The following is a 20,320-nucleotide window of genomic DNA, read 5'->3' on the forward strand; positions in this document are numbered from 1 at the left end:
TAATGATTTTTTTTTTATAACTATAGTTACCAATTAATTTTAGGGAGTAAAAATTAAAGAAAACCGTAAAATCCAAATTATATGTTTATGAATCTTTAGTATTGATACTAAGATAGTTAAAAAGTGTGAATTATAGGGGTAATATGTTAAATTAATAGTGAATAAGATGAGGAGTAACCGTTTATGCATCTAGTCTTTCTTTAAATTATGGAATGAAACGGTTCACATTTTAAATCGATGTTAAATGTATAAGAGTATTTGTGAATAATTCTAATACTCTTTTTCTAAAAATTGTACAGTTCAATAATTAGAAGTTCTTCTTTACTTCAGAAGTTTTTACTATTATAAGCGAAATAAATTTTAATAGTAAAGAAATAAAGTTATATTTGGTGCACCAATTTGGTTAACCAGATGATTATGATTGAAATGAATGCGAAAAATATTAAATTACTATTACGGCCTGTTATCATGATGATACTTGTTTTATTCTTAAATAGTTGTTTTAATACGAATAAAAAATCTAAGGATAATGATGCTATTATTGCCACATACCCAAGTGATGTTATTCCATTTATTGATTCATGGAGTATTCTTTTAGGTGATGGAACAAGTACTAAAGAATTGATAAACTATGAGAAAAAATATTTTTTTTATGTTTCAAACGATGGGAAAACGGATTGGGTAGTATATAAAACACCTAATTCTGGTGTTACTTCACGAACTTCTAGCAATACACGAACCGAATTAGGGCAATTGCAACATTGGGTACCAGAAACAGGAGGTAAGTTAACAGGTAAATTAAAAGTAATGCATGTTTCAACCTCTGGTGATGCTAGAGTCGCTGCATCATATTCGGTAGTCGTAGGACAAATTCATAGTGATGAAGGACATGAAAATGAACCTTTAAAAATATTTTATAAAAAATTCCCTGGGCACACAAAAGGGTCCGTTTTTTGGAATTATGAAATTAATACTGAAGGTGATAATTCTAAAAGATGGGATTATTCAACAGCCGTTTGGGGTCATGATATGTCTGTTATAGGGTCTAGTTCAACTTCATTTCCTGAAGAGCCTAAAGATGGTATTGAATTAGGGGAAGAATTTAGCTATGAAGTAAATGTTCATAAAGGTATCATGTATCTTACTTTTACAAGTGAAGGTCACGAGACATTAAAGTTTACAAAAAACTTATTGGAATCAGAATTTGAAACATATTCAAAGATTCCTCAACAAATATTAACATTATACGCGTCCATAGGTCGTGATGGTGTAGAACGTAAAAATGCTTATGCTGGTGAAATACAGTATTTTAAGCTTGGAGCCTATAACCAAACCAATGGGAAATCCCCAGAAGAAAATATAGTTTGGAGTACGGGATCAGAAACTTATGGAGGTGATATAGCGAAACAATATGCTAATGGCAGCTATGCAGAAGTGTGGTTTAAAGAAGTTACTTTAGGTGCTGGTACATTGCCAAATAATGATTAAATTCCACAAAGCTTATATTAGATTGAAAGCATAATCAAAATGAAAGGTAAATTCTTAACTAAAAAGTTAATGGATAAATAGTACTACTATTCAAACATAATACGGTTAGTGCAATCATAGAATAATAATGAATACGGCTCACAATTTTGATTAATAATAATAAAATTTATATGAATTTTAATAATGTAATCTTTTTAATGGGAGTTTCAGGTTGCGGAAAGAGCGCTATTGGTGAACTATTATCTCAACGCTTAAAAATTCCATTTTTTGATGGTGATGATTTTCATCCGCAGTCTAATATTGATAAAATGAGTCTTGGAGAGCCTCTGAATGACCAAGACCGCTATGGTTGGTTGGTAACACTTAATAAATTAGCTAAGCAACAGTTGCTAAATAATAGTTGCATTATTGCGTGTTCAGCCTTAAAGAATTCGTACAGAGAACTTTTAAGTACGGATATTAAAAATCAAGTTAAATGGATTCATCTGGCAGGAAGTTTTAATCAAATTTTAGAGCGTGTAAATAAAAGAGAAAATCATTTTATGTCTTCCAATTTATTGCAATCTCAGTTTGATACTTTAGAGTTACCGGAGGATGCATTCGAAGTGAATATTAGTATGACACCAGAAGATATTGTAATAAAAACAGAAGAATTTTTAGAAATGAAATCAGAATTTGGATTATTTGGTTTAGGAGTAATGGGGAAGAGTTTAAGTCGAAACTTGGCTCAAAAAGGGTTTAATATTTCCATATTTAATAGAGAAGAAAAAGGAACAGAGGAGGATGTGGCCATCAAATTCAAGGGTGCTCATAAAGAACTTGAATCGGCGCAACCATTTTCAGATATCAAAGCATTTGTAAATTCATTACAAACACCTCGAAGAATTATGCTTATGGTAAATGCAGGTAAGATTACAGACATGGTTATAGAGGATTTAATTCCACATTTATCAGATGGTGATATTTTGATTGATGGTGGTAATTCTAATTATTTAAAAACAAAAGAGCGCTACGATTATTTGAAAACAAAACAAGTCCATTTTATTGGAGTTGGGGTTTCTGGAGGAGAAGAAGGCGCGCTTAAAGGTCCTTCCATTATGCCAGGGGGAAATAAAGAAATTTATAACTTAGTAAAACCTTATTTAGAAAGTATTGCAGCCAAAGACGCTAACAATTTACCATGCTGTACTTATATAGGTGAAGAGGGTAGTGGGCATTTTGTAAAGATGGTTCATAATGGTATTGAATATGTAGAAATGCAATTATTGGCAGAAGTTTACACCATTCTTAAACTTTTAGGAAACAACCCAGATAACATTGCAGACATATTAAAATCGTATAAAACCAAAGTAAATAGCTACTTATTGGGAATTACTATTGATATTCTTAGAAAAAAAGATGGAGAAGATTGGTTGGTAAATAAAATAGTAGATAAAGCAGGCAATAAAGGAACGGGGAATTGGACAACTATTGCTACGGCAGAATTAGGAATTCCAAGTACCTTAATTGCATCAGCATTATTTGCACGTTATACATCTTTTTATAAGGAAGAACGACTTCTAGCAAGTGGAAATTTTAATATAAAACCATCAGCTTTAAACCTAGAAGTAGACGCTGTTTTAAATGCGTATCAGTTTGCAAGAATTATAAATCATTATCAAGGACTTAAATTAATTTCTCAGGCAGGAAAAGCTTATGGGTGGCATTTAAACCTTAGTGAAATAGCTAGAATTTGGACGAATGGGTGTATTATTAAATCTGATTTCATGATTGATTTAATTCCTGTCTTAAAGGAAGATGACAATATTTTAAATCATAAAAGTATTATTGATCAAGTCCAGTTCTTGAAGCCATCCATAAACCAAGTTGTTTCTGAATGTGTTTTGAAGGAATTAGCAGTTCCTTGCTTAAGTGAATCTGTTAATTTTCTAAACACTTATAGCACAGCGAATTCTTCAGCAAACATATTACAAGCCCAACGCGATTATTTTGGCGCCCACACGTATCAACGCACCGATGATGCTTCAGGGAAATACCACCACACAAACTGGCAGGAATAAATAAAGAACCAACGAACCAACATTAACTAACTAAGCACCGAAATAATGTCAGAATCAATAAATAAGAAATCCATACTAAAGAAAATTATTGCTATAGTTTTAGGTTTTGGACCTGGAATTTTTGCTATTGGGTATACCATTGGTACTGGTAGTGTAACCTCTATGATTGTTGCAGGAAGTAAATTTAATATGCAATTACTCTGGGTACTTTTATTGAGTTGTCTTTTTTCGGGAATTTTAATGTTTGCATATGGTAATTATGCTTTGATTACTGGTGAAACTGCACTATATGGATTTAAAAAACATTTAAAATATGGTAAAATTTTAGCCATATTAATTATTGTTGGTATTACGTTTGGTCAATGGAATTCGCTAATGGGTATTTTGGGGATTTCATCCAATATTATTTTTGAGATATTAGTTGTGAATTTTGAGGGATTAAGTGCGTTTAAATATGAAACTGTTTTAATAACTGCAATTGTAATAATTGTTACTTTTTACTTATTAATGTTAGTTGGTAAATATACTTTTTTTGAAAAAATACTAGTCATATTCGTAACCTTAATGGGCTTCTCGTTTGTATTGTCATTATGTTTTGTACAGCCACTCCCTATAGATGTAGTTAAGGGATTAATACCAACCATACCTGATGTAGTTGGTGGTAAAATGTTGGTTGCGGCATTTGTTGGTACTACTATGGCCTCAGCTACTTTTTTATCACGTCCATTATTTGTAAAAGGCAAAGGATGGACCATTAAAAACTTAGATCAACAAAGAAAGGATTCGATAACAGCTGCCATTTTAATATTTGTAATTAGTGGTACTATAATGGCAGTAGCTGCTGGCGCTTTATTTTATCAAGGTAAAGAAGTTACTCAGGTGCTAGATATGGCAAATACTTTAGAGCCTGTTGCTGGTAAATGGGCAGTTTCTATTTTCTTTTTTGGAGCATTAAGTGCTGGATTATCATCTATTTTTCCTTGTTTATTAATAGCTCCACTTTTGGTTGCCGATTTCCAATCTGGTGAGTTAGATACTAATTCGCGTCAGTTTAGAATTATTACAGCTATAGCTTGTTTAGTGGCTTTAATTGGTCCTGCATTTGGTGCAAACCCTATTGAGATTCAAATTCTATCACAAGTATTTAATGTATTTGTGTTGCCAATTGTTATACTGGGTATTATTCTTATGTTAAGTAGTAAAAAAGTAATGAAAGGCACTAAGACTAGTCTAGGTGTTTATATTGGAATGTATGCGGCGTTGTTCTTTTCTTTAGTGATTTCATACAATGGTATAATAGCCCTTTTGAATTATTTCTAATAATTAATTCATATCAAAATAAATGAAACTAAATAATAAAAAAATGAATAAATTAATAATCAAATCAGTATCAAAGCTCTTAATCTTAGTTGTATTCTTAACATTTAATAGCTGTAAGAATACGGATAAAAAAAGGGATAAAGAGGAAGTCCAAAAAACCGTTTTCGCAAGTGACGTTATTCCGTTTTTTGATGATTGGAAATTGATTTTAGGTGATGGTTCAAATGCTGGTTTTGCAAATAATTTTGAAAATAAAAATTTCTTTTATACTGCGAATGATGACAATAGTGATTGGGTTGTTTTTAAGGCTCCAAATGGAGGAGACACACATGGAACGTCAAACAATACAAGAACGGAATTGGCGCAAGTGAAAAAATGGTATCCAAAAACGGCTAATGATAAATTAACGGCAACACTTAAAGTTATGAATGTTTCTTCTACTGGAGATGCACGAGTAGCAGCTTCGTATGCAGTAGTGGTGGGTCAAATTCATAGTGCAGATAAACATGAAAACGAACCACTTAAAATATTTTACAAAAAATTTCCTGGTCATACAAAAGGCTCTGTTTTCTGGCATTATGAAATTAATACTGCAGGTGACGATAATTCAGGAAGATGGGATTATTCTTCAGCAGTTTGGGGAAATGACTTTTCTGTAGTTGGTGATTCAGCAAACACGTATCCAGAAGAACCTAATGATGGTATAGAGTTAGGTGAAGAGTTTAGTTATGAAATCGAAGTCAAGAATGGTATCATGAACTTAAAATTTACTAGTAAAGGACACGAAACTAAAACGTTTACAAAAAACTTAATAGAATCAGAATACACAACGTATGCAGATATACCAGAACAAACACAAAAATTATTTGTACCAATTGGTCAAGATGGCGTTGAACGTAAAGATGCTTATTCTGGTGAAGGTTGTTTTTTTAAACTAGGTGCTTATAACCAAACTAACGGAAAATCACCTGAAGTAAATAAAAACTGGTGCTCTGGTGCAGAAACTCATGGTGGCGACATTAAAAAACAGTATGCAGATGGAAATTATGCTGAAGTTTGGTTTAAAACAGGAAGCATATTTGTTAGTGAGGCTGCTGTATCCAATGAGGGCTATTTTTCTAAAAATGATTAAACCTCATAATTAATAAATGATATAGCCAAGTTTCGATTCTCATGCAAATGGCAATATGGAAACTAATTGTAGCCAATAAACAATTAAGAGGTAGATATTATAATAATTTCAGGTTTCAAGGAATTGAAGAATAAATCACCAGATTATACTTGTGATTATCTGATTAGCACAAGTGAAAACTCCATGATTGAAACCTATAAATTGTTTATAGGTAATAGTCTGTGCCTAAAATGATTTTTTAGATTTCGTCTAGGATTCAAAATATAACTTTGAAAAATATATTTGGTCACATTATAGTGTTAGATAATTAAAAATACCGTATTTTCCCACTATAAAGGCGCTGTATTGCGTTTATATAGAAGAGGTAAAGAAGTAAGCACGATTGGTCCATTCTTTTAACTAGACCATGCCGTAATTGATAATCTTGTGTATAGGAATAAAAATAAATACAAACCTGCTATATCTTTTAATGGTGGTTAGGTAAATAATTTAAAAGGAATTAATATATATTTATTGGAGAACCTTTTGTTAAATATTTTTAATAATAATTTATATAAATCAGATAAGCGTAATGTTGCTAGAGTCTAAAATATAATGTAAAAAATCTTTAGCCATTTTATACAGCGTTTATCAAGGAATCATTTGAACGAGTAAACAATTCGCCATTATTAGGTAATGGAACCGATACTTCGGATTTAGGAAATTTAAATTAAGAATAAAATGAAAATAACAGAAATAAAAGTCTTCGTTTGTTGTCCTGGTCGAAATTTTGTTACCGTTAAAGTATTAACTGACGCGGGTGTCTATGGAGTAGGAGATGCTACTTTAAACGGCAGAGAGTTAGCTGTTGTTGCTTATTTGGAAGAGCACGTTATTCCATGTTTAATAGGTAAAGATGCACATCAAATAGAAGATATTTGGCAGTATTTATTTAAAGGAGCCTATTGGCAAAATGGTGCTGTTAGTATGGCGGCAATTGGAGCCATTGATGTAGCCCTTTGGGATATTAAAGGAAAAGTTGCTGGTTTACCTGTTTACCAATTACTAGGAGGTAAGAGTAGAAGCGCTGTTACTGTTTATGCACATGTTAATGGTGAAACTATTGAAGAAGTGCTTAGTAATTTAGAAGTCGCTATTAAGGAAGGGTATAAGGTTGTTAGGTTACAATGCACTATTCCTGGAACTAAAGGTACTTATGGAACTTTAGGAGATAAAAAAAATTATTATGAGTTACAAGGCAATAGACCATTACCACCAGAGCATAGTTGGTCTACAACAAAATATCTAAACTTTATTCCAGGATTATTTAAAAAGGCAAGGGAGAAATTTGGTTTTGATATTGAACTGTGCCATGATGTCCATAGCAGATTAACACCTATTGAAGCTGCGCAGTTAGGTAAAATGTTAGAGCCTTACCGGTTAATGTTTCTAGAAGACGCCGTAACTTATGATAATGCTGAAGGTTATAAAATAATAAGAGATCACACCACCACACCATTGGCTTTAGGTGAAAAATTTAATACTATCTGGGATGCAAAACCCTTAATTGAAAATCAATATATCGATTATGTGAGAACGGCCGTAACCCATGGTGGTGGTTTGACGCCATTAAAGAAATTGGCCGATTTCGCCTCGCTTTATCATGTAAGAATGGCTCCTCACGGTGCACCTGATCTTTCTCCTATTTGTTTTATGGCACATATGCATTTAGATTTATGGGCACCCAACTTCGGGGTTCAAGAATTTATTGGCTTCGGAACACCAGAATTAAATGAGGTTTTCAGTTTTAATGCGAAATTAAAAGATGGAGAAATATATATAGAAGACAAACCCGGTTTGGGGGTTGATTTTAATGAAGAAGTTTCAAGAAAATATCCATATAAAAGGTCCTACCTCCCGGTTTCTAGATTGGAAGATGGTACTTTATGGAGTTGGTAAATGGGATTTAGTATTTGAGCATAACTTTATTTAAAAGATTTTTTTTCTTGTAACTTAATGTAATTATAAAAAATAGAGAACTAAAGTTTTCTTTCAAAATAGATTATAATATTTATATACTAATTGAACTTTAGTTAGTTACATGATTTACAAATTCAAAGGGTTTTAGATTTATGGCAAGAAATATTTTGCTATAACATTTAATTAACATATATTTGGAAAACCAGTTTGGAAAACCAGTTTGGAAAACCAGTTTGGTGCGCCAGAACAAAAAGCCAATAAAACATTTTTACAACTCTAATTAATACAAACTAAACTATATATGAGACTAAAACCAAAGTAAAAAAAAGGTGTGAACCTATCTTATCGCTTAAATACTTCCTGTGAAAACGAAGTAAATACAAAATATGTTATACTATGCATAATCATGCTTCTATAAAAACACTAAATAAGTTGTTCTTTAAAGAAGGATGTTATTTATGTAAGGTAATGGAAGAGATTTTCTTTTCTAAAACAATGTATGTTAAGACATTGTTTCTAATACTAATTATATAATATTAATTAACAAAAAAATTCACAAATGAATTTAAAAACTAAACTAATTTTAATGCTAGTATTGATATTTAATATATCATTATTTGCACAAGACGGATATCAATTGTCCGGAACAGTAACAGATGGTACAAACATGCCTATACCAGGTGTTAATGTTATTGTAGCCAAAACCACAAGAGGTACGGCCACAGACTTCGATGGAAAATTTCAATTGCAAGTTAAAAAAGGAGATGTTATCAACTTTTCATACTTAGGTTATATTTCACAATCTATTACGATAACAAATCAAAAAACGCTTGAAGTTATTTTGGCGGAAGATGCTGCTAAATTAGATGAAGTAGTTGTAGTGGGTTATGGTACTCGTAAAAAATCACATCTTACAGGAGCCATAGCAAAAATTGGTGGTGATGATGTTGCAGCCGTACAAGCAGCGCGTGTAGATGAAGCCTTAGCAGGTAAATTAGCAGGTGTTAATATTCAAAATCAAAGTGGTGAACCTGGTGCTGATTTAAAAGTTCAAATTAGAACGGGGTCTTCTCTTTCAAGTAACTCAGATCCCTTGATTGTTGTTGATGGATTTCCAATTTCAGGAAATTTAGCAACGGTTAATCCAAATGATATTGAAAGCATGGAGGTGTTGAAAGATGCTGCTTCTGCTGCAATTTATGGCTCTTTGGGAGCAAATGGTGTTATTCTGGTTACTACCAAAAAAGGAAAATCTGGAAAATTAAATTTCAGTTATAACGCCTATACAAGTACTTCAAGAAAGTATGTAAAAGATATTGAAATGCTTAAAACTGCAGGAGAGTGGGCAGAAGATTTACAATCAGGAGATTATGATCTTTCTAATACTGATCCAGGATTATTAAAATACAGACTAGATGCATACACAAATGCTCCAGATGTAGTGAGTATTGAAGATTGGCTTTTTCAAAGTGGTAATTCTAACAGCCATGACTTTAGTGTGAGCGGAGGGTCTGAAAATATTAAAGCATTTGCTTCACTTGGCTATTTAAATACTGATGGTGTTGTAAGAGGACAAGGATATGAAAGATATAACGGACGTATGAATATCGATGCTACTTTGAATGACAAGTTCACGGCAGGTTTAAGTATGAATGGATTCTATGGTAATCAAGATATTGTGCCTTGGGAAATGCGAGATCTTTTAAGAGCTTATAGCATAAGCCCTATTTATCATACACAAGCGTCTATCGATTTCGTTCAGCAATTGGATGCTAATAGGCAAGCGTTGTTCAATTCAGGATTTACAGGAAATAATATTGGTCGTACATTTGATCAAGATTATAGAGGTGAGGGGTTAGATCCTACAAGTATCTATGATTTACAACCAGGTGATATTGCTCACGATTGGCAATACGGAAGAAATCAAAATGGTATTGGAGGAACTGGAGATGCTGGTGTAGCCGCTAAATTTGACAATTCACAAAGGTATAAGAAAACGTATTATGGAAACGTAAGCTCTTATTTACAATACGAATTGATAGACGGGTTAAACCTAAAAACCATTTTTGGAGCAGATTTACGTGATGTTAATGAGTACGAATATCATGGAGTGTTATCGGATGGTCAACAACGTTCTACCGCATCTGAATTGGATATATCAAACATAAAAAAATCTACCGTGTTAAGTACAACTACAGTGGATTATTCAACTGTTATTAATGATAAGCATGATATTAATGCTGTGGTTGGTATGGAGTTTGTAAATACTAAATTCCAAGGGCTTGAATCAGATGGAACAAATGTACCTTTTGGTTTACCTTTAAATTATTCTTTATTCAACGCTGAAGATGTTATTTCAAACAGAATTGATGAGAAGCAGTCAAGAAGAGGTGTTTTTGGTAGAGTTGCCTATGCGTACGACAATAAATATTTATTATCAGCATCAATTAGAAGAGATGGTGATTCACGTTTTGGGGCAAATGAAAGATTTGCAGTATTTCCAGCATTATCTTTAGGTTGGAATATGCATAAAGAAGCTTTTCTTCAAGATAATGAAGTGTTAAGTTTATTGAAACTTAGATTTAGTACAGGTTCTTTAGGGACGTCCTCAGATTTAGGATCTTATAGTTCATTGAGTATTTTGGGGACTTCTCCAACCGCTTTTGGAACAGGATTTTTAATTCCTGAAGATGTGGCAAATGCAGATTTAACTTGGCAAACAAATAAAGAAACCAACTTTGGTTTGGATACTGGGTTTTTAAATAATCGTTTCAGATTAAGTGTAGATTATTATACATCAGACGTAAATGATATGTTAATTAATCAAAGCGTTTCTGAAGTTCTTGGGACAGCTCAAATTAGACTTAATCGTGGAGACATAACGAGTTCTGGTTTAGAGTTTGAACTAAATGGAAATATAATTCAAAAGGAGGATTTTTCTTGGAGTATGAATGCCAACTTATCTACAGTTAAATCAGAAATTACAAGTCTAGGTTCTCTTGACGAACTGCCTCGACAAATTTACGGCGGACCGTCAGGTAGAGGTGCTGAGTTTAGAAATTATGTAGGTGGTGAACTTGGTGAAATGTGGGGTTATGAAAGCGCTGGTATAGTTGAAAACATATATATGGCAGATCCAACTAGAAATGTTGGAAATAATAGTGGTTTAGCTTATATAGTAGATCAAAATAATGATGGTAACATTACTTATGAAGATGATTATGTTAAATTAGGATCCGCTACTCCAGATTTTTATTGGGGATTATCAAGTAATATGAACTATAAGGAATTTGATTTATCATTCCAGTTCCAAGGATCTCAAGGTGCTGAAGTTTATAATATTGATCCTATTTACTGGCAATCGCAATTTCGCGACTCTACAACAGATGCTTTTGACCTTAACGATGATGGTATTGCCGATAATAATGGGCTGCATTATCAATTAACCCGAGATGTACATGGTTCAATGGTTCAAGATGCATCATACATTGCTTTAAGAAATATAACTTTAGGTTATACACTTAAACCAGATTTTATTAGCAAAATGGGTATAGGTTCTTTGAGAGTATATGCTGCAGCTACTAATTTACTATATGTAATGGGGAAAGATTATACGTCATTTAACCCAGAAGGTGTTGAGATTGAAAATAGTAATTATGGAGGTCCTACCACATACGGGTATCAAGAAGGTGCGAGCCCTATTGTTAGAAGTTTTACTTTCGGTGTAAATGTTAATTTTTAAATAAGAAATAATGAAAAAAATGAAATATATATATATAGCATTTGTCTCTATGTTGTTGATGACAGCATGTGATAATGATTTGGAACAATCGCCTGTTTTAGAATTAGAATCCATTAATTTGGTGGAATTTGGGCCGGTTTTAAATGCAGCATACTATTATCAAACAGGAGTTGCAATGCCACAAGCGGTTTTGGGAGATTTTAGAGCAGACAATATGTTGATGTTAGAAGATCCGTTTACATCAATAGATACATATAACGCAGATTTAGCGGGTGGAGATATGACAGGGGCATTTTTTACCCCAGTTTATCGTAATTTGTATAAGGCGATATTAAGTACTAATAACGTTATTGAAAATTCATCAGATGCAAACGAAGTTGCTGAGGCGAAATTTTTAAGAGGTTTGTCTTACTTTAAATTAGTATTGATTTTTGGTGATGTTCCTGTTAACTTATCGGCTGCGCCAAGTACTTCCGATTTATCTATTTTCGTGAAACAACCGGTGGCAAACGTGTATACTGATGTAATTATTCCAGACTTACTAGATGCCATTTCAGGATTAACTAATTCTGGATTAGCAACAGGACGTGCGTCTCAAATTGCTGCACGTGCATTACTGGGAAAAGTGTATATGCACAGAGGTGATTTTGGATTGGCTGCAACTACGCTTGGAACTGTTGTAAGCGGTGCTACTGCTGCAGGTATAACTTTAGAGCCTAACTTTGCTGATGTTGTAACCGATATTAGTTCAGAAATTATTTTTGCAACTAAAATGTCTGGTTCTATTTCTGTTGCCGATGGTTCTACGTCTTCATCTACTTTTTCAGGCTGGTTTTCTGGAGGTGACACCAAATCGAGTACACCTTTAGATCCTCGCTTAACCGATGCTTTTGATGCTAGTGGTGCTGCTGGTGGTGGTACAGATTTAAGAAAAGCATTGACTATTGATGCTGCTGGTGGAAAAGGCGCGAAATATTCTGGAGGTGCCGATCAGGACTTTATAGAAATAAGATTGTCTGATGTTATTCTGTTGTATGCAGAAGCGTTAAATGAAACTACAAATGCAACAGGAGCAGAATCTGCAACGATCTTAAATGGATTAAATGCTATTAGAACTAGAGCAGGATTAAATAGCTTAAGTGGTACTGCATCAACACAAGCTGCAGTTAGAACTGCAATTGCTAAAGAAAGAAGAGTAGAGTTGGCTTTAGAAGGACATAGGTGGTTTGATTTGGTAAGAACAGGTACAGTTGATGCTGAAATGGGCTTAACGGTTAATAGTAATTATTACGTGTTTCCAATTCCAAACTCAGAAATCCTTGCAACCAATGGAGTAATCACTCAAAACCCTGGTTACTAATTAAATATAGTTTGAGTTAGTTTAGTTTTTTATAGGTTAACCGACCCCAAGTAAAGTAGGTCGGTTAACCATTTAAAAATCTGATAGGTAATAAAAATGTTTGTTCTTGGAAATGAAATAAATTTAATATGTTTACCGAACCAATCTGGTGTGCCAATTTAAATTATTTATATGAACTTAGAAGTCCTTTCAAAAAATGAAAATCAGGAAATTAATAGTCGAGTTAAAAAATTAATTTCTCAAATAAGTAATTTAATCAGTGAAAAGCATCTAGAACCAGGAGATAAATTACCTTCAGAACGCATATTGGCAGAAAAGTTTGTTGTAAGTAGAAGAAGTATTCGAACGGCTATTCTAAAATTAGAATCATATGGCATATTAATATCAATGCCTCAAAGCGGAACATTTATTGCAAATATAGGTCCAGTTGCCATGAATGGTATGGTTAAAGATATTATAAGTCTGGGACTGCCTGATTTTAAATCGTTGGTTGAAACCAGAATTTTACTAGAACTAAAAGCTGTTAGATTAGCAGCTAAAAGACGTACTGAATTAGATTTAGAACGGATTAAAGAAGCATTAGACGCTCATGAAACTAAATTATTGTTAGGAGAAGATGCTGTGCAGGAAGATTTATTGTTTCATTTGGCAATAGCGAAAGCGAGTGGTAATGTCACGATGAATCAAATTATGATAGGTATTACACCTCAAATAATTGTAGATTTTAAAAAATATCATAAGGACTATAATTCTTTAGATAATTTACGGATAAGTGAGCATACCGAAATTTACGAAGCAATTAAAAGTCAAAATCCAAAATTAGCAAAAAAAAGAATGAAAGTGCATTTTAAGTTATTGTACGAATATTGTGGTGTTTGCTAGTATTAAATTGGTGAGTAAAAAAACACCTATTTGAATTTAGTTAAACTTTGATTGCTATGGTTTCTAAAAGGGCATTGAATAACTAGAATAAAAGAATAAAGGGAACTGTTGATTTTTAAAACTAAAGATTATCAACGTAATTCACACAAGAATAAATTTAAGCTTCTGTAGAGCAATGTCAAAACTTAGTGTTTTTGATTAGGTGTTGTTTACAGGTGTTGTTAAGAAATAATAGATACGAACTCATGAATAATAATACTAAATTAACTGGGAAAAATGTGCTAATTACCGCTGGTGCTCAAGGAATTGGAGAGTCAATAACGAAACACTTTATTGATAGTGGAGCCAATGTTGCAATTCACTATTTTTCTAGTGCTGATACCTCTAACCAATTACAAGAATACGCAATTAGTAAAGGTCAAAAAGCGATTACTATAAGTGGTGATTTAACAAAAGAAGCCGATGCAAATACATTGGTTGAAAAGACGGTAGAAGCTTTTGGAGGTCTGGATATCCTAATCAACAATGCAGGTTCACTCGTTGCTCGTAAAATGCTTAGTGAAATGGAGACTGAGTTCTGGCACAAGGTAATGGACATTAATCTAACATCGATGATGTTTGTAACGCGGGCTGCATCTCCTTATCTAGCAAAAAATGAAAATAGCAGTATTGTTAATTTAGCATCACTAGCTGGGCGCAAAGGAGGCCATCCAGGTTCTCTAGCTTATTCTACAAGCAAAGGCGCTATTTTAACACTAACACGAGCACTTTCTGCAGAATTGGGGCCTCAAGGCACCAGGGTAAACGCGGTGGCTCCAGGTCTTATCTTAGGCACTTCATTTCACAACACACATACCACAAAAGAATCCGCAGCTGCAACAACGGCTGGTATTCCAATCCAACGAGCAGGTAACGCAGATGATGTAGCACGAGCCGTTTTATATCTGGCTTCAGAATATGATGGTTTTATTACTGGTGCAACACTAGATATCAATGGCGGTGTTTACAATATGTAGTCCCTTGTTAAGTTTTATAGTCTTGATTAACAGGGTGTAATATGTTAATTGTTAAAAAATATAAAAACACTAGAAGCTATTAAGCTTCTAGTGTTTTGCATTTACTAAATATAAATTTATGTTAAAGACTCCGGTAATACACCCAACAATTATGGAAGCGCTTGCTCGTTCAGGCCATTTTGCTCAAGTTGTCATTGCAGACGGTAACTTACCCGTTGGTGCTATGACAGGACCTAATTCCAAAACCGTGCACCTTAACTTTCGTCCAGGACTTTTAGATGCGCTAACAGTGCTTGAAGGCATACTGGAAGTTTGCCCTATTCAAGGTGCAATCGTTATGGAAAAGCCTGCTGAAGCAAATGCAGACATACACGATGCTTATAAAAAATTACTTGGGGATGTAACCTGGGACGAGATGGAGCGCTGGGCTTTTTACGACAAAATAAGAGAACCGGCCACCACATTAATTATTCAAACAGGTGAACAGCGTCGTTTCGCTAATTTAATACTAACTGTCGGTGTAGTAAAAATGGCAGAAGAAAGTGGTTTTTAAAATATTGAAGTTCATTTTATGAAAGTTGAGGTGTAGGTTTTATATCCTAAAAGGTTGAATTAATTCAATTTCACACAAACATTATGATATTGTTCTAATATGCTTTATATGAAAAATATATAGGCATGATGAATTAATTTATTTGTATCAAATTAATCGATAATAGTTCTCAACGGTTGCAAATTATGAAAAAATTTGTAGTTAACCCTGATTAGGCCAATAGTTGAAACAGTCAGTCAAATAGTGAAAAAATGAATGATAAGTTAAAAGTATTAATTTCTGGATCTGGCTTTGCAGGACAAGGTCATGCGGTTGCGTTTCGAGCAGCAGGAGTTGAAGTTGTTGGCATTGTAGGCAGAACAGCTAGCGTTGTTAATGAAGTAGCAAATAAAATGGGTATTCCTTACTCTGGTACAGATTGGGAACAAGCATTAATAGATTGTCAACCTGATATCGTTTCTATCGCAACACCTGGTGGTGCACATTATGAGCCTATAAAACAAGCAATCCATTTTGGCTGTCATGTATTTAGCGATAAACCATTGACTGATAGTGGAAATTCAGCATCAGAATTGTATGAACTTTCAGAACAAAGAAAAATTAAAACAGCGTTTGCGTCTAGTTTTCGTTATATGCCATGTATTCAACATGCGAAACAACTTGTAGCAGAAGGTGTTATTGGTGAACCAACTGAAGTGGAATGTATATCGCACTTCAATCTAGAACGCGATATTCCATTTGGATGGTCGCACCGAAAAGAAGATGGTGGTGGTCGACTTAATAACAATTTCACCCACATGATGTCTATTGTAACATCTGTAATAGGTGAAAAGATTTTATCAATAATAGGTGAAGTACGTGATGATTTGGGAAAAGCACCTATAGTTGAAGGCGTGCATAATTTCAAAACGAGAAGAGATTTTATTCCTAAAGATCTTAATGACCCATCTCTTAAATGGGGAGAAAGTAATGTGGAGTGGTCGTATACCGTGCTAGCACAGCTAGAAAGTCCAATAGCCACTAAACCAGTTTCCGTAATGTTCAAACATGGTGGACTTAATCCTAAATTTCAAGAAAACCATATTGTGTTTTATGGCACAAAGGGAGCCGTGTATATTGAAGGTCACTATGGCATGGGGCCATTATATTTGTGGGATCAAAACAAAACATGGCAAGAATTGCCACTTCCTCAAAATATTGTCGATAATCAGCCTAATATAGAGGGTGATACTGAACGAAATTGGCATTATCTAGTTAGAGAATTTGTAAAGGACATTAAAGGTGAAAAAGTAGAACCCTACCAAACTTTTAAGGAAGGTAGTTTATACCAAAAACTTATTGACTTAATTAGGAAAAACAATAACTGGACAGATGTTCGTCATCTTCAATAAAAAAAGGCAATACTATGTTTTATGACTATATTGTTATTGGTCTCTATTTTATATTAATACTAGCAATTGGTATTATATTTTCACGAATGGCAAGTAAATCTACTAGCGATTATTTTCGTGGTGGTGGTCGAATGTTATGGTGGATGGTTGGTTCAAGTGCTTTTATGGCTCAGTTTTCAGCCGTAACTTTCACTGGGGCGGCAGGTAAGGCTTTTACAGATGGTTTCGCCATTGTTGCCGTGTATATTGGTAATACTTTTGCATTCTTTTGTGCATGGGCATTCTTCGCGCATCGATTTAGACAGATGCGAGTGGATACACCCACAGAAGCAATAAAACGACGATTTGGTTCACAAAATGAGCTTTTCTTCGCTTGGGCATTAATTATGTTTTCATTTCTAAATGCAGGTGTTTGGTTAAATGCATTAGGTGTTTTTACTAGTGCTGTTTTCGATGCAGATATTTCAATTACCATTATTGCAATTGGTTTGACGGTACTTTTTGTATCGGTACTTTCAGGAGCCTGGGGAGTGGTTGCGTCAGACTTTGTTCAAACTTTGGTCGTGGCTGTTGTTTCAGTGGCCTGTGCTGTGGTCGCATTGGTGAAAGTTGGTGGACCTGTAAAAATGATTGAAAATTTCCCAGGTGGTTTTCTTATAGGTCCAAACATGAATTACCCTTTGATTTTATTTGGAACTTTCATCTTCTTTTTACCGAAGCAGATTATAACTATGATGAATCTTCATGATTCATTTCGATGGCTTAATGCAAAAGATTCTTTCAACGCTCGTAAAGCGGCCTTATTGGCAATGATTCTAATGGGAGTGGGGTCTATTATTTGGTTTATCCCACCATGGGCAGCTGCTACGTTATACCCTGATGCAGCAGCAGATTATTTACAACTAGGCAACAAGGCGGCAGATGCCGTATACCTTGTGTTCGCTAGAAATGCCATGCCTATAGGTACCGTTGGATTACTTATGGCTGGTCTTTTTGCAGCAACTATGTCTTCTATGGACTCGGCACTTAATAAAAATGCAGGGATCTTTGTTCGAAGTATTTATCAACCTTTTCTGGCTAAAAGAAATAGGCATAAATGTGATGATAAGTTATTGAAAATAAGTCGATTAGTTAGCTTCGTAACAGGTGTAGGTGTTATTACAGCTGCGCTATATTTCGCATCGCTTAAAGAACTCAGTTTATTTGAACTGATGATGTCAGTTTCAACAATGGTTCAAGTCCCAATGATGGTGCCGTTAGTAGTTGGAGTAATAGTAAAAAAGACGCCACAGTGGGCACCGTGGGCTACAATTGTTATTGGTTTTTTTGTGTCTTGGTTTGTAATGAATGTATTTACTGCAGACGTTTTTGCTTCATTATTTGGTATAGGATTACTTACTGATAGAGAAATTATAGACTTGAATATAATTATGATAGTTGGTGGACATGTATTTATCACGTCTAGTTTTTTCTGGGCAACGTCTATATTTTATAATGAAGCTAAGGATAAAAATAAACTCGAAACTGATCGTTTTTTCGAAGATTTAGAATCTCCCTTTAGTGCAGATGACCAACAAGACGGAGTCGACAGTCAGCAAAGAAATAAATTGGGTAATATGGTAATTACAATGAGCGTTGGTATTTTGCTGATGGCTTTAATTCCCAACCCGCTTTGGGGCCGGTTCATCTTTGCAATGTGTGCACTTATCATTTTCGGAATTGGTTATTTGTTAAAGCGTAGTTCTAAAAGTAAAACGTATTCACGCTAGTTTGAGAATATAAGTGTGTGTCTAGATGGGGCGGATGATGAGAACCATTAAAATCAGATAATTTGAACCAGATCATTTACGGCTTTAAACTAATACAATACAATGAGTTATTGATAATTTAACTATGCTTACTTTTTTCCGCCGAGGGTGGTATTGTCTTGCTGTTTTTTACAATTTGTTGATCTATGAAAGGGTAATAGAGGAAATTAAATAAATCAAATGAGATAATATTACATTTAAATGAGATAATTTTACCTAAAACAGCTTATTATATTGGATTGATGAAACCATAAATTTCTTAAAACCAATATGAAGATTAAACAATTTGAATATCAGCCTTTATCTCATTACTCTTATGCCATCATCAGCAAGGGGCAAATGGCTATTATTGATCCTCAACGCAATCCTAAGGCCTATTATGAATTTGCAAAAGCAAACAATGCAAACATAATAGCAGTAATTGAAACACATTCACATGCTGATTTTATAAGTTCACATTTGCAAATACACAAAGAAACTGGAGCGACCATTTATAACAGTAAGAAATTAGGTGCTATGTATCCGCATACTAACTTCGACGAAGGTGATGTTATACCATTGGGAACTATTAATCTTTCAACCTTAAATACTCCAGGGCACTCTCCAGACAGTATTACTGTTGTGGCTAAAGAGGGTAATAAAACGGTACTTTTTACGGGAGATACACTTTTTGTGGGGGATGTTGGCAGACCAGATTTGAGAGAAGACGGTAGTAATAAAAAGGAGAAGCAACAAGAACTTGCCGAAGCCATGTTCGAGAGCATCCAAACAAAATTCAATCACCTTCCCGATGATGCCATCGTGTATCCTGCGCATGGGGCTGGCTCACTTTGCGGTAAAAGCATGGGTGATGCCAGTAGTAGTACTTTGGGAGATGAACGCAAGCAAAATTGGGCCTTTAAAACTACTTCTAAAAAAGAATTTGTGAAAGAATTATTGGATAGGCAGCCTTTCGTTCCTTCATATTTTGGATACAATGTGGATGTTAATAAAAAAGGAGCCGAAACCATGCGTAAAGCCACGGCGAAGGTGGCTTTTAAAATGAGTAGCAATTTACGCGGACTAATTGTAGATATGCGTGAGGAAAGCGAATTTAAAAAAGGCCATATCAAGGGGAGTATCAATATTCAAGGAGCATCAGAAACAGCCAAGTTCGAAACATGGTTAGGTGCCATAATTAAACCTAAAGAAAGATTCAATATTGTTATTGACCATCCAAAAGATTTGGAAACAGTTTTAGAACGTGTTGCTAAAATTGGTTATGAAAATCAACTTCAAAAAGTTGTAACGCTGCCAAGTGTTAAGCTAAAAGAAACCAGTAAGTTGGATATTGAGAACTTTAAAAAAAATCAAAAAGATTATACCATTATAGATGTCCGCAACACCAGCGAGGTGGAAAAAGGCAAAATATTTGAAAGTGCCCTTTCAATGCCCTTAAATACGTTGCGAGATAATGTCAATAAGCTTCCGGCAGACAAACCTATTGTAGTTCATTGTGCCGGAGGTTACAGAAGTGCGGCAGGTAGCAGTATTATTGAAAAGCACTTAAATAACGCCAAAGTTTATGATTTGGGCGAAAAAGTAAAAGATTTTAAGTAGTTATAAACTT

General features: G+C 34.2%; 13 protein-coding genes. All 13 read left to right on the forward strand.

The features are described 5' to 3' along the window. The first annotated feature begins 411 nt into the window (after positions 1 to 411). The 13 genes from Q5N74_RS16725 to Q5N74_RS16785 all read left to right on the forward strand — a co-directional run bounded on the left by Q5N74_RS16725 (position 412) and on the right by Q5N74_RS16785 (position 20,310). Positions 412 to 1,488, forward strand: a complete 1,077-nt coding sequence (locus tag Q5N74_RS16725) for a polysaccharide lyase family 7 protein (protein ID WP_304390145.1) — start codon at positions 412 to 414, stop codon at positions 1,486 to 1,488. 170 nt (positions 1,489 to 1,658) lie between these two features. Then, on the forward strand, positions 1,659 to 3,548 hold the full coding sequence (gene gndA / locus Q5N74_RS16730) for an NADP-dependent phosphogluconate dehydrogenase (protein WP_304390146.1): 1,890 nt from the start codon (positions 1,659 to 1,661) through the stop codon (positions 3,546 to 3,548). Positions 3,549 to 3,593: 45 nt separating this feature from the next. Further along, on the forward strand, positions 3,594 to 4,868 hold the full coding sequence (locus Q5N74_RS16735; protein ID WP_304390147.1) for an Nramp family divalent metal transporter: 1,275 nt from the start codon (positions 3,594 to 3,596) through the stop codon (positions 4,866 to 4,868). Between the two features lie 43 nt (positions 4,869 to 4,911). Further along, complete coding sequence (locus Q5N74_RS16740) at positions 4,912 to 6,000, forward strand: polysaccharide lyase family 7 protein (protein ID WP_304390148.1); 1,089 nt, start codon at positions 4,912 to 4,914, stop codon at positions 5,998 to 6,000. 720 nt (positions 6,001 to 6,720) lie between these two features. Then, positions 6,721 to 7,938 carry a D-mannonate dehydratase ManD gene (gene manD, locus Q5N74_RS16745; RefSeq protein ID WP_304390149.1) on the forward strand — a complete coding sequence of 406 codons (1,218 nt, stop codon included), beginning with the start codon at positions 6,721 to 6,723 and terminating at the stop codon, positions 7,936 to 7,938. Between the two features lie 607 nt (positions 7,939 to 8,545). After that, positions 8,546 to 11,701: a TonB-dependent receptor gene (locus tag Q5N74_RS16750; protein ID WP_304390150.1), complete on the forward strand. Its 3,156-nt coding sequence runs from the start codon at positions 8,546 to 8,548 to the stop codon at positions 11,699 to 11,701. A 10-nt stretch (positions 11,702 to 11,711) separates the two neighbouring features. Continuing rightward, positions 11,712 to 13,061 carry a RagB/SusD family nutrient uptake outer membrane protein gene (locus tag Q5N74_RS16755; RefSeq protein WP_304390151.1) on the forward strand — a complete coding sequence of 450 codons (1,350 nt, stop codon included), beginning with the start codon at positions 11,712 to 11,714 and terminating at the stop codon, positions 13,059 to 13,061. Positions 13,062 to 13,232: 171 nt separating this feature from the next. After that, positions 13,233 to 13,943 carry a FadR/GntR family transcriptional regulator gene (locus Q5N74_RS16760; RefSeq protein ID WP_304390152.1) on the forward strand — a complete coding sequence of 237 codons (711 nt, stop codon included), beginning with the start codon at positions 13,233 to 13,235 and terminating at the stop codon, positions 13,941 to 13,943. 245 nt (positions 13,944 to 14,188) lie between these two features. After that, positions 14,189 to 14,959 carry an SDR family NAD(P)-dependent oxidoreductase gene (locus tag Q5N74_RS16765; RefSeq protein ID WP_304390153.1) on the forward strand — a complete coding sequence of 257 codons (771 nt, stop codon included), beginning with the start codon at positions 14,189 to 14,191 and terminating at the stop codon, positions 14,957 to 14,959. A gap of 118 nt (positions 14,960 to 15,077) precedes the next feature. Then, positions 15,078 to 15,512, forward strand: a complete 435-nt coding sequence (locus Q5N74_RS16770) for an RbsD/FucU family protein (RefSeq protein ID WP_304390154.1) — start codon at positions 15,078 to 15,080, stop codon at positions 15,510 to 15,512. 251 nt (positions 15,513 to 15,763) lie between these two features. Further along, complete coding sequence (locus Q5N74_RS16775) at positions 15,764 to 16,903, forward strand: Gfo/Idh/MocA family protein (RefSeq protein ID WP_304390155.1); 1,140 nt, start codon at positions 15,764 to 15,766, stop codon at positions 16,901 to 16,903. A 14-nt stretch (positions 16,904 to 16,917) separates the two neighbouring features. Further along, positions 16,918 to 18,672 carry a hypothetical protein gene (locus Q5N74_RS16780; RefSeq protein ID WP_304390156.1) on the forward strand — a complete coding sequence of 585 codons (1,755 nt, stop codon included), beginning with the start codon at positions 16,918 to 16,920 and terminating at the stop codon, positions 18,670 to 18,672. A 309-nt stretch (positions 18,673 to 18,981) separates the two neighbouring features. Then, positions 18,982 to 20,310, forward strand: coding sequence for a rhodanese-like domain-containing protein (locus Q5N74_RS16785; protein WP_304390157.1), 1,329 nt, complete (start codon positions 18,982 to 18,984; stop codon positions 20,308 to 20,310). Positions 20,311 to 20,320 lie beyond the last annotated feature (10 nt).

Source organism: Mariniflexile sp. AS56, from assembly GCF_030552475.1.
GTDB lineage: Bacteria > Bacteroidota > Bacteroidia > Flavobacteriales > Flavobacteriaceae > Mariniflexile.